Source organism: Psychrobacter sp. APC 3281 (assembly GCF_030407815.1).
Classification (GTDB): domain Bacteria; phylum Pseudomonadota; class Gammaproteobacteria; order Pseudomonadales; family Moraxellaceae; genus Psychrobacter.
In genome coordinates this window covers 36,383-49,806 of record NZ_JASDCS010000008.1, presented here as the reverse complement: position 1 = coordinate 49,806, position 13,424 = coordinate 36,383, and the positions used below count along the sequence as shown (strand labels likewise).

The window sequence follows — 13,424 nt, the reverse complement described above, 5'->3', positions numbered from 1 at the left end:
CATCCTTTTTAGCTGATCCGTTACCCGCCGCGATTAGCGACTAGTACATCGGATTGTGATCAGATTTACCTTTGAAGGTATAGTAAGCAAATGCTGTATAGCTCAAGATAATTGGTAACATGATACAGGCGCCAATCAGCATAAATGATAATGAGGTATCGGCAGCAGCAGCCTCATAAATCGTCATTTGATACGGCACGATATAAGGGAATAGGGCAAAACAAACCCCGATATAACCCATTAAGAATAGAGCTACCGTTAGCAAAAATGGACGATACTCACGTTCAGTTTTTAAGTCTTTACGCATGATAAAGAATAAAAGCATGACAATGATAGGCATAGGAGCGAGGTATAATAAATCTGGGAAACTAAACCATCCCTCTAACGCATCGATGTCTGAGAAATACATAAATGCTGTGACCACAACCATTGCTACTAGTAACGCAGTAAGCATCCATCTAGAAACTTGGCGCGCCCATACTTGTAATGTGTGTTCTGTTTTTATGATAAGCCACGTTGAACCAAGTAAGGCATAGCCGATAATCATGGCAAATCCGCACACAATCGAGAAGGGTGTGAGCCAATCAAATGGGCCACCAGTATATAGACGATTACTGGCTTCTAAACCTTGCACTAACGCCCCAAGCATAATGCCTTGAGAGAAAGTGGCAACGACTGAACCGACAAAGAAAAAGGTATCCCATACATGCCGACGCGAAGAGGACTTAAATCGAAACTCAAACGCCACACCGCGCATGATAAGACCGAACAGCATGGCAGTCACGGGTAAATATAAGCCTGTCATGATAATGCCATAAGCAACAGGGAATGCTGCGAATAAACCACCACCGCCTAGCACTAGCCACGTCTCGTTACCGTCCCAAAATGGCGCGATAGAGTTCATCATGCGGCTACGGTTTTTATCTGAGCCTGCAAAAGGGAACAAAATACCGCAGCCCAAATCAAAGCCATCAAGCAGTACATAGACAAAGACAGACAAAGCAATCAAACCGCCCCAAATAAGAGGTAAATCTAATACATCACCGAAGTTAAACATTAGCGTAACCCTCCATCATCGACATCGTTTGCAGGCTCATCTAAGCCTTCTTCAGTACCTTTGGCAGGATTACTATCACCACTTAACGCGCGGCCTTGGCTCTCAGTCACTGAATGCTCGTAGAAGTTATCTTCTGCAGGATCTGTATAAGGTTTCGGCCCTTGAGCAATCAAGCGTAAGATATAAAAACTACCTGCACCAAAGACAAATATGTACAGAACGATAAAGCCAATCAATGTCGTCGCTACTTGCTGTGCTGCAAGCGGTGACATACTTTCAGCAGTACGAATGACGCCATAAACTGTCCAAGGTTGACGTCCTGTCTCGGTTACGAACCAACCTGATAGTAAGGCGATAAAACCAAGCGGAGTCATCATCATCCAAGCACGGTGGAACCACACACTGTCAGTATTGAACTGCTGTTTTTTGAAGTATTTGTATAGACTGAATAGGCCGACCAGTACCATAAGCATGCCAATACCAACCATGATACGAAACGCCCAAAACACGATAATGACGGGTGGTTGATCTTCAGGTGCCCAGTTTTTGAGCCCTTTAACTTCACCATCTAATGAGTGGGTAAGAATCAAACCGGTCACATAAGGAATTTTTACTTCGTACTTATTGGTCTGGTTTTCTTGGTCAGGAATTGCAAAGAGACGTAGTGCGGCACCGCGCTCATCTTCCCAAAGTCCTTCCATCGCAGCAACTTTAGCAGGTTGATGTTCAAGGGTATTCAGACCATGTTCATCACCAATCAATACCTGCACCGGCGCAACAAAGATGGCCATAATCATTGCCATACCTAGCATTACACGACCATGCGCGCGGTGCTCGACATGCTTTTTGGATTGAATATAGTATGCGCCGATACCACCGATGACAAAGGCAGTGGTCAGAAAGGCTGCGGTCATCATATGAGCATAACGGTAAGGGAATGAAGGGTTGAAAATAATTTCAAGCCAGTCAGTAGGATAGAGCAGGCCATCTGCGCCCATCATAAAACCTTGAGGGGTTTGCATAAAGCTGTTGGCGGCCAATATCCAAAAACCTGAAATCAAGGTACCAATAGCAACGATCGCGGTTGAAGCGAAATGCATGCGTTTGCTCACGCGGCCCCACCCAAATAGCATAATCCCTAAGAAGGACGCTTCTAAGAAGAACGCTGTCAGTACCTCATAGGCGAGTAATGGGCCTAAAACGTTACCGGCTTTATCAGAGAACACTGCCCAGTTGGTACCGAATTGGTAGGACATCACCACGCCCGATACCACGCCTAAACCAAAGACGACGGCAAATATTTTGACCCAATGCTTGTAGACTTCAGCATAGATAGGTTCACCAGTTCTTAACCAGCGGAATTCAAGCACCGCAAGCCAGCTGGCTAGACCGATAGAAAAGGCGGGAAAGACGATATGGAACGAGATAACAAAAGCGAATTGGATACGTGCAAGCAGCAGCGCATCGAGCTGGTCAATCATAAATGTAGCGAACATAAACGGTTACTCTCATCTGTTAGCTGAATAGCGCTGACTTCCATACAACGCTCAAGTAACTGTCCGTAACTATCCATCGATCAAAGTGGCAAGCATTACGGGCAATAGCTCAGTGACGTGGACTTAGCTCCATTAGACATAAATTGTGGCTAAGTTTGCGACTCACTGTTTAGCTGAATTGAATAATTTATGTCCTTATAAATTTACATATTACTGTCATGTGCTATAGATATATTATGCGCTCACCTAGATATACACGCAAGCAACCCAGTCTGTCTGTTGCAGACCTAACAGTCATCAAAATAACATAATTCAAACATTGAAAAATAAAATTAATATTATTAAAAACAAAGCAGTATGCGTGAACATACTGCTTATCCGAAACCTATAACTGATGTTTAAAGGTTACGATTTGCACATCAAAAACCTCGTGAAATAACAAAAATCTACATCATTCTTGTAGCTGCTTATGCAAAATTCTTCGCAACGTTAAAATGGTCTGCGGATTGGTCTGGATACTATGACCGCCATTGATAATTGTCTCAGACGCGGCGCCATCGAGATGGGCACTGTTATAAGGAACGATACCATCTGACAAACGCTCGGTCAGTGCTTGACTGATATCATCATTGACCGTCACAGCAGCAACAAGCGGCTCGGGTGGTAGCTGTGATGTCTCAGTATTATCGCTAACATCAGCGCTCGCTGTTTCATTTCCAGAATTGTCTTCTACCGCTTGAGACAAATCAATCTTGGCACCGTTTGGTTGCGTCTGTGCCAGTCCTTTAGTGATATCGGCATCGTTATTGGCAATGATTGAATGGTAAGTGATCCGCTCATTCATAGTGATGTCTTTGGTTAACTCTATAAAAGAAGACTTGTCACTTAACTGGCTGGCACCGTTCTGCAAATACAATGCGCCTAGTGGGTTTTGTGCCAAATCGCCTTGTGTGGCAATGGTCGCTAAGTTATCAGTGAACGTTTTGACCAAACCTACAGGTAAGTAAACGATGCGGCGTAGCGCACGGGTAAACCAACGATCTGCATAATCGGTACCACGGAAAGGTGCAGATAGAAAAACAGCGGTGTCTACTTGTGGTAGGGCCTGTAGCTCAAATCGTTCCTTTAACTCATCTTCGCCAAAAGAAGTCTTGAGCGCGTTACGGATTTGCTGTTTCTCATTGCTAGAGAGGATGTCTTTGTCATTGAGTTTATCTAAATCATCGACTAAATTTTCATCAGACAGCATCATGCGAGCAATAATGGCACCCATACTATGACTGATAATCACACTGTTTTGACTGGCACGATTTTTTCCGTCAGGATCAGTCTGCTGGTAGGTGCTGTTGATTAACTGCTGAATCTGATAACGATTTTCTAAAATAGGCAGATTGGTTGGATAGAATATTTGCCAAACTTGGTAATTGTCACGCAGCTTGTCATCATTAAGAATATCGTTGGTCAGATTTACCCATGTGGCTGGACTAGAAGCCAGCCCGTGCAACATAATCAACACGCGTTTATCAGGATCATAAGGCTCAAGCATAAAGAGTTTGGGCAGCTGAGCATCTGGTTGGCGCGTAATCAAGTTTAAATAGCCTACGCCATCTAACTGGTTCTCTGATAGCCATAATCCATATCCCGCCGAAAAGTTGGCTGCCAGTGGGTAGTCATCATTGAGAATATTGACGGATTCGGTTTGGTACGGATTATATAAATGAATATCAAGCTTACGACTGCTCAGCGCATCTAATACGCTATCGCCATCTGGCTTAATCAGCCCAGTCAATAGCAGATGTCCAGTGGGATAAATACGAGAGCTTGGCTCACTGTCGTCCGTATTTTTATCTTCATTTGTCAGTCGACCAGATAAGGAGGCAACCAACAACTGACGGATTGTGGTGGTGTAGCGATCATCCAACGATGCTACCAAGCTGATGCCTAAACCGGGACGCTTACTCACGGAATTGAGACCGGAGAGTCGCAGCTCATAAGTGGATGATAAGTCTGCCAAAGCGGAAGTTTGTTTATGAGCATTTTGCAGATAGTTGTTTTCGTTGGGCAAATAAATGTCGAGGTTATAGTCATCTACGGTAACTTTCATGACTTTGACTTGGTCTGTTGCTTTGCCCTTTAGCGGTGGTCGATTGGCAATCGCTGCTTCATCAGTATTGTCACGTTTGGTAGAAGTTATCGGCAGATATTCTACTGTTGTATCACCCATCAATTTATTGGCGTTTTCAGTCGATTGGTAGATTTGAGTAATAACGTCGTTACTAGCAGCGTTATAAATGTCTTGGGTTTGGATGTCATTGTCATTTGGAATACGGTTTTGCGCACGATGGCTATTACTGTTTTGCTCTGCACCTTCAAAGTCATGGGTCAAACTGTCATAAAACAGATAGGTATAGCTGTATTTGACGGCATCAAACAACCTTGCTTGATAATCGGTTAAACACAGGTCGGTTTGTTTTTGTTGTGTTTTTGAATCCTCATCACTTAAGGGTGCATTAGCGTAATATGGATCAAGTGGCGGGCGTGCAAGTGCATTACGACAGTTTTTTGAGTCAGATAGTTGACGCGCTTTTGCATAGTGTAGTTCTGCAAAAATAGCCAAAGCAGGGCGATAGTGCTTGTTAAGCATACTGTCAGAGAGCTGAGTCAAGCATAAATCAAATTGCTGCATACAGGCTTGCTCATTCAGTCCTGCTGATAACAAAGCAGATGCTGTATCGCTGCTTAGCGCATTGTCAGTGACGATATTGCCACGCTGCGCTGAGATAGTCTTGGCCGAGGCTTGTTTATCTACCGTCACCGTACTACACGCTGGTAGCAATACTGCTGCCGCCAAAAGCATAAGTGACGTAATGGGCAGGGTTTTTTTATTAATATGCATTACTGTCCGTTTGCTAAAGCCAGCGAAAGTCATAAGTCAGTCCAATAAACGGTGGTTATGATAGTATCAATAATGAAAGTAGCAATTGATAATGAGTGTAGCGCAACTTTTGGCGTTAGACTATTCATTTGCAGTTCTACAAAAGCATGTTTTAAAACGAATGGGTTTCTGCTAGTCGAAAAAAAGCGCTTTTGTCTTATAGATATAAAACAAAAGCGCTTGGTATTTGAAGCTTAGATTATTTATTAGAGATTTGACCTAGTGAAAGTCTTATGAAACAAATATCTTTTGAATCAAACCCTCAATAGCTAATCTCAAAAAGTACAAAATTTCTAAGCACCTGGTTTTACACTGATGTCAGGGGCAGGAATATCCCAAATGTAGAACTTACCTTCTTCAACGAGTTTGATTTGTTGAGGAATAACAGTATTGTTAGGGTATTGCCCTTCAAGACGACGTAGGCGCTCTAACGCATTAGCACGGCGGTCACTAAGTAAATCTGACTGTGCTAAGCTTTGTTCTGCTTCGGTGTACCCTAAAGCGACAGCTCGGTCTAGATACTTTTGACCTTCTTTGAAACCGCCACCTTCTGATAGCATCATGCCGTATAGGAAGTTAGCCTCACCACTATCAGGTTGCAGCTTGATAGCGCGATCGACATACTGACCACCACGTACCGTGTAGTCTGAACCCAAATCTAGATTACGACCCATGCCGTTTAGCTTAGCAGCACGAAGCAACACATCATAAGAAGCATTTGGCGACTTAGCATAAGGTTCGATCCAATCCGCTAATACTTTGATTTTTTCACGAGTGTAATGACGCTGTGTGCGGTTAGGGAAGTTTGGTGGATAGTGGCGCGCATTAGGGGATACGTCAGCGATGAAATCGTCTAATAAGCTGACATCAAGCTTATCAGTACCTAACCCTTTTTGTTGTGGAATCAGTACAGTTTTAACAAAGCTCATGTCTGAGAGCTGTACTTGCGGTGTAGGAATATTCGGAAGTTGTCCGCTACGCAAGTCGATACCGGTAGCTGTCATTGGACCAGGCTCATAGACACGAGTAGTGCCGTTCATGACAGGTGCAGCAGCAGGCGACATCATTTGCGGTGTTTGAAGTTGAGCAGTGCTAACAGATGCATTGTTTTGCAGAGTGCCGCTTAGTTGCATGTTAGTTGTTTGCGCATTAGTCGGCTGGCTGTTGCTCGCAGGTGTTGCTGGCAAGCTTGTTTGAGCGGCATTGGCTTGAGCAGGACTAATGGCTGCATTAGGACGAGCAAGACGAATCACACGTTTGCTTGAGTCCATCGCACTAGGTACAGCTGTTGCAGTGGCATCAGTTTCTGCTGCATTCACGGGTGCAGATAACAGCATGGCACAGGTTGCAGCCATAACGGTCAACGTTGCAAACTTCGGTGACTTAATAGAGTGGCTACTAGAGAGAATCGCTTTCATAGAAATCGTTACCTTGTTTAATTTATTTGGTTGTTATTCATTGATTGGACGGTAATATAAATAGCGCATTGCTGCAAAATCGTACAAATTTTTAATACCGTAGCAAATTAAGCTTCACGCTATCTGTGGTAGGATTGTTAATCGCTAGAATTAAGCAAACCTACGTAAATCTGTGCAGCCACTGATTAGCAAGAATATTATGACAGCAACTAACAACAGTACCTGTAACCATAAGCTATAAGTGATAAGCGGTATCTTTCATACGATTTGCCATCCATCGCATGGTTCGACGTACTGGAGGAGATAAAGCAGCGCCGCCACTTGCAAGTGCTAGCTCACGATGATGCAGCTCCTCTTTATCCATTTGTGCCAGTATTTCTTTTGAGCGCTGATCATGTTCAGGTAACTGCTTGATATGATCCTGTAGATGCTCGCTGACCTGCGCTTCTGTCTCCGCTACAAACCCTAGACTAAACTCGTTTGAGATCGCGCCTGCTACCGCACCGAGTCCAAAAGACATACCGTACCAAAGCGGCGTAAATACGCTGGCATGGCTACCAAGTTCGCTTAGACGAGTCTCGCACCAGACCAAATGATCGACTTCTTCTTCGGCCGATTGTTGCATGGCTTGTTTGACACCACTATCTTTTGCGGCAAACGCTTGGCCATGGTATAGACCTTGCGCACATACTTCACCTGTATGATTGATACGCATAAGACCTGAGACGTGCCGCGCCTCTGTAATGGTCAGCTCAGGAATCTCATCGCTACTGACGGGCAGCGGACGCGTGCTTGGATTAGAATGTGGCACGATAGCTCGTAATGCCTTATCGACCCCAAGTAACAACTGGTCTATTTTAGATAAAGGACGCAGGGTCATAACTCACTCCTGATGGTGTTAAAAACTGTCAATAAAATAAAGTGTGTTACCGTCTAAAAGCAACGGCATAATGCGTATTACTATAACAAACAATCCAAATTATCGGCTCGAATATTACTGTCTAGGTAGCCCATAAATAATCTATAGATGGTTGGTAGACTGCTATAGCTATCATAATGACGAAGTCATCAGCCCAACATTAGACTATATCTATGGAGCCAAACTTATTTAAGGCGCTATACCATCGTTGGTTTGGATAACGGCATACTTAATATGCTTATTGAGTTTGATGTATAAAAATGCGCCAAACACAATATTCAATAGCCCTGTCACCAAAAATAGCTGCGGTAGCGTAAACCCTAAGACGTTTAAGATAACAATCGCAAAAATCGCTGAGGTAACCATAAATATCGCATTAAAAATATTATTCGCGCCAACAATACGTGCTCGATGACTCTTAGGTGCGTAGGCTTGCATAGAAGCATATAGCGGTACGATATACAAACCACCGCTGAACCCTAATAAGAATAAATCCGCGAAGACACGCCAGCTACCACTTATATTAAACAAATCACCAATGCTAAGTAATGTGTCATTATTCACATTTATATCTAAACCTGAAAGTGAAAAATACAAATCAATAGCAAAGATACTTAATCCAGCAATACCAAAGGGCAATAGACGCAAGCTGACTTTGTTTTTGGTCAAGGTTTTGCAAAGTACCGAACCGATCGACACGCCAACAGAAAACAATGTGAGTAAGAAAATAACGACTGACTCATCACCAAGCAAAATTACCTTGCTGAATTCTGGCACTTGGGTCAAAAACGTCGCCCCATAAAACCAAAACCAGCTGTTGCCAAGAATGATAAAGAACAAAAAAGGCAAAGAGTATAAGTAACGTACAGTGGCTAAGCTGGTTGTAATAATATTCCAGTTAATCTTCAGGTCAGGCTGCATCGCTGGCATATTAGGGATATAGCGTGCGGCTAAATATCCTAAAACAGCGACAACCAACACCGTGGCACTAATCCAATATAGGGATTGTGATAGCTGAGTCAAAATACCAGCGACAATCATACCGACTAAAATAGCCAGCGAAGTACCCATCTGAAAAAGGCCGTTGGCGCCGACCAGTTCATCTTCTTTCATCGCTTGCGGCAGATAAGCGTATTTGATCGGTCCAAAGAAAGTCGAATGTGTACCCATCAAAAACAACGCGACAAATAGCAGTGCATACCATTCAAAGACAAAACCCACCGCGGCAACTGCCATAATGACTAGCTCAAGGAGTTTAATAAACTGCGTAAGCTTTGACTTTTCATACTTATCAGCAATCTGTCCTGCCAAAGCAGAAAACAAAAAGTAGGGCAGGATAAATAACATGGCGGCCAAGTTATTAAGGATGCTGACCTCTACGCCCAATTTACTGGCGGCAGTATAAGTCAGCACGAGTATGAGCGCCTGCTTAAAAATATTGTCATTGAATGCGCCCAAAAACTGGGTGAAAAACATAGCGCTAAAACGACGACGCTTGAATAACTGAAACTGGTTGGACATGGACATTCCTACAGATAAATCGCGACTAATAAAGAAAAGCGCGGCGCTGAACGACAATTTTTTTATGATAATAATCGTAAATTTTATTAAAAACTATATCAAGATATAGCATAGGTTTTATCAATATTAAGCCGTATAATAGCAAGGCTTCGGTGAAAATACATGCAGTCAATGCTATGATTCGATATTTAACTAAGTTATGATTTATAAATTTTATGTGATTGCGTTTTAGGGTATAAATAGTAGTGAAAACAAAGGCTGCTACCCATCAACGCTATCTATAAACTAGTAGTCTTCTCTAAGCTAGTAGCCTTATAAGGCAGTAGACATACAGTGCTAAAGCCGACACTATAGATAACCAGTCATAAAATTAAAGTAGTAAACCATTAATTGCAGATAACTGCTATAAGTTTATTCACCGGTCAGACTTGACGATCGTTATCGTTAATAAGATTGTGCCGCGTGAGCTGATAGGACGTAAAGATGATAAAGCAGCCTTCAACTCGAGCATGCAAGGGTCTCATGATGCAGCGTGACACAGCCATAATCCAAAACGATAGTAATAATCCAGGTACATATCCAGCAGAGCCGCGTAAAAATTTCAGACGCTCTGCACTGTGCACTGCGCTTGCGACCAGTTTCTTCGGTATAGCACCTGCGGCAATGGCAGATACCATTAATAATATAAACGATACGGCTATCACCAACTCATCTGCTGCTGACCAAACTGATAGCAGTCAAATGGCTAGTAACCAGACTAACAATAGTCAAAGTGCGAATGATCAAGCATCTATCAAGCAATCAGCTACATTGTCAGATGACGATACTCAGCTAGATATGGCTCTAGATGCGCTACGTCTAAAAAAAGCAGTAGAACAAGGCATCATTGATCAGTCAGTATTGGACGACTATAGCGAACAGAGCTTGGGAATTAAAAAACCCAACTCGACAAAGTCAGGATCTAAAAACTCGACGACGCAAAATGCCAATGCTCAAAACAACAACACTCAAAATCTAGAAACTTTCACTGATAGTCCAAGCAACTCATATAATCCCAATAACGCTCAATCAATCGCTTCTAATGATGACCTGTTGCAACAAGCAACCGAGATTCAGCAGCAGGGTTATCAAATGATGACCCCTGAGCAGATCGATCGTGAGCTAGCGGCAATGGATGCGCAGAATGCTCAAGACATTGATAGTATCAATATTAGCAATAATGACAGTGGCTTTGATGCGCCAATCGCTACGTTAGATGACACAACATCACCAATTGGTCTCGATGTAGAGCTAGATGCGACAAACTTGCCCGCGCCTAGCAATCTTGATACGTTGGGTAGAAATGAAACAACGCAAGAACAGGCGAGCACAGCTGAAGGGATGTCACGTCCGATTGAGGTAAGTGGCGCTGTTAGCAATGAAGATGTCGCTAGGAATGAAGCTTTTGTTAAGAATGAAAGTGGCCTGACGACTGATGATAGTAGTGATGAGCTGATAGCTGGTACGAATGTACCTGCCAATGTAGAAGGTACGACAACAGATATTATCAACCCTAATGACTATCTACCAGATTATCAGAATGATACTCAGGCCGTCGATCAAAGTATCGAACAAGCCAATAGACCACGGCCACGCGCGCGCAATAGAGGTAATATCGTGACGCGTCTGTACAATCGCTTTTTTAACGACGGTGGCGTGGTGGCTTTGCCAAATGTAGAAACCACTATTTATCTAGAGCAAGTATCCGCTGAAGACTCTCCTAACGGTAAGGCTCAGTTGATTGAAGCTGACAACGACATTCAGCCAATGAAAAACATCAAAGCAGCACTTGATGATACTTCCGTTCAGTCGGTTATAGACTTTACTGCGGCATTGCCACGTTTGCGTGAGACGGCACAGAATGCTGCTAAAGCGGTTGGTTACTATGAGGTTGAGCTGCGTTTGACCCAACCTGATCGTGACACAGTCAATGTTGTGATTGAAGAGCTAGGCGAGCCGGTACTGGTAGACAGCCGTATTATTGAGATTCGCGGTGAGGGCAGTGAGCAAGAAGAGTTTGCATCGCTTGAGGCAGACTTGCCGCCGCAAGAAGGCGATATTTTTAATCACCGTGTCTATAAGAGCAGTAAAGCGGCTTTAGAGTCCTTGAGCAATACCTACGGCTATTTTGACCAGTATTGGCTGAACAAATCCGTTGATATCATCTTGCCTGATAACAAGGCAGATGTCTCGTTGGTTTATAACACGGGTGATCGTTACGAGTTTGACGATGTGGTGTTTTTTACCTATGACAAAGAAACCAATACGCTGACCCAAGACCCTGACAAGCTACCAGTAGAGCTTTCGTTGTTACAACAGCTCTATGGCTTTACGCCGGGCGAGCCGTTTTATCGTCCAGCAGTTACTAAGTTCAGTAATGACTTATCGGCAACTCGTTACTTTAATACGGTCAACGTCGAGTCGATACTACCACCAACTGATAGTAGTGAAGCTGGTACCTTAGCGTTTGACAATGCTGCTACCGAGGGTAACGACACATTAGATGACGATATTAACAATGTAGATAATGATGGCGTCACAGGTCTGAATAGCAATGATGGCGCAGCTGTTTCAAATGTCACTGCTAGCAAAGAAGATACGGTTAATGATAATAGCGATATAGGTGTAGAGAGCGATAATGCTCTGAGTGCTAACAGTGGCGAGACAGTCAATGAAGCGGATATCGCTGCGATTGATTTTGAAGCTGATGAAGCCACCCTTGATAAGCTGCAAGCCATCAGACAAAAAGCAGAGCGACTAAGCCGCTTGCCGAATGATCGGGTGCTTGATGAAAAAGATCAGGAAGCTGACAATCTATTGGGCAAAATCAGTGACTCAATCAGTAATGTCGCACAAAAGATATTCCCTGATGAAAAGAGTCTGATCGCTGATGAAAACTTTGTACCGCCAACGCTAGCAGGACGTAAAACGCCGCAAGACGTTGCAGAAAGCAAAAAAGTACCTTTATATGTGTTTGTATACGCGGATAAACCACGTGATGCTCAAGTTGGTCTTGGTTATGGAACAGATACAGGCGTTCGCGCTACCGCAAAAATAGACTACAACTTGCTCAATCGCCAAGGCTATCAAGCGGGTGCAGAAACAGAAGTATCGAGAATCAGCAAAAACGTGGCTGTTTATGCCAGTCGACCATGGAATCATCCGCTCGATGATAAGTTAGATGGGCGTCTTACTTATGAAGAGGAAGTGATTGACCAAGGCGAAGGCAACTTCGACCTGTCGACCACAACGCTAAAAGCGGCTTTGGCACGTAATATCCGTAGTGACACTGGCTGGAACCGTAGCTACTCTGTGCGTTACCGCTTAGATGAGCTTGAGACAGGGGTTGATGGAGCAGCGCTAGATGATCTGCCTATCCGCTTTACCTCTTCAAGTCCGAAACAGCGCGCGCTGCTATTTGGCTATGGTATGAATAAAACAGATACCGACAACGCTACCAATCCAACGCAAGGCATGCGCCAGTACTACTCAATCGAGGCTGGCACTGATAGCGCATTCAGTGATACCGATATGGCGATTATTCGCGCAGGCGTTAGTGGTATCTATAGCTTTGGCGAAGACAAAAAGCATCAAGTATTAGGTAGTGCCAATGCCGGTTATATCTGGGCGGATGATTTTTACGATGTGCCTTATAAGTTGCGTTTCTTTGCAGGTGGCGATCAGAGTATCCGCGGTTATGACTATGAGAGCTTGTCACCATTAGACAAAGGCTATCTAACGGGTGGACAGGTTCTAGCGGTCGGTAGTGCTGAGTATAACTATGAATTTAAACCAGGTTTCCGTGGCGCATTCTTTACTGATGTCGGTAATGCCTACGACAAAGATTTTGACACTGAGACAAAAGTCGGTGTCGGTGTCGGTATCCGCTGGGCATCGCCTGTAGGAATGGTGCGCGTCGATGTGGCAGCTGGCGTGACTGAGGAAAGTATTCCAGTACGACTACACTTCTTTATTGGTTCACCGTTATAATCGCTCAATGTAGTAGTTCCAAATGTTCTAATTATCATTTATCGTACCG

The 13,424-nt window shown here is 43.7% G+C and carries 7 protein-coding genes; 1 reads left to right on the top strand and 6 read right to left on the bottom strand.

Annotation, left to right across the window (positions count from 1 at the left end; all coding sequences use genetic code 11):
• Positions 1-40 precede the first annotated feature (40 nt).
• The 6 genes from cydB to QL886_RS08305 all read right to left on the bottom strand — a co-directional run bounded on the left by cydB (position 41) and on the right by QL886_RS08305 (position 9,346).
• Positions 41-1,057 (bottom strand): cytochrome d ubiquinol oxidase subunit II, encoded by a 1,017-nt coding sequence (gene cydB / locus QL886_RS08330; protein WP_057759155.1) that lies wholly within the window; start codon positions 1,055-1,057, stop codon positions 41-43.
• Complete coding sequence (locus QL886_RS08325) at positions 1,057-2,538, bottom strand: cytochrome ubiquinol oxidase subunit I (RefSeq protein WP_290178336.1); 1,482 nt, start codon at positions 2,536-2,538, stop codon at positions 1,057-1,059. Before QL886_RS08325 ends, cydB begins: the two co-directional genes overlap by 1 nt.
• A gap of 466 nt (positions 2,539-3,004) precedes the next feature.
• Positions 3,005-5,482, bottom strand: a complete 2,478-nt coding sequence (locus QL886_RS08320) for an alpha/beta hydrolase (protein ID WP_290178335.1) — start codon at positions 5,480-5,482, stop codon at positions 3,005-3,007.
• 299 nt (positions 5,483-5,781) lie between these two features.
• Positions 5,782-6,906, bottom strand: coding sequence for a hypothetical protein (locus QL886_RS08315; protein WP_290178334.1), 1,125 nt, complete (start codon positions 6,904-6,906; stop codon positions 5,782-5,784).
• 235 nt (positions 6,907-7,141) lie between these two features.
• Positions 7,142-7,780, bottom strand: a complete 639-nt coding sequence (gene coq7, locus QL886_RS08310; protein WP_290178454.1) for a 2-polyprenyl-3-methyl-6-methoxy-1,4-benzoquinone monooxygenase — start codon at positions 7,778-7,780, stop codon at positions 7,142-7,144.
• A 234-nt stretch (positions 7,781-8,014) separates the two neighbouring features.
• Positions 8,015-9,346, bottom strand: coding sequence for an MFS transporter (locus QL886_RS08305; RefSeq protein ID WP_290178333.1), 1,332 nt, complete (start codon positions 9,344-9,346; stop codon positions 8,015-8,017).
• A 522-nt stretch (positions 9,347-9,868) separates the two neighbouring features.
• Between QL886_RS08305 and QL886_RS08300 the strand changes: the two genes are divergently transcribed.
• Entirely contained in the window at positions 9,869-13,375 is a 3,507-nt protein-coding gene (locus QL886_RS08300; protein WP_290178332.1) for a BamA/TamA family outer membrane protein, read from the top strand.
• The last annotated feature ends 49 nt before the right edge of the window (positions 13,376-13,424 follow it).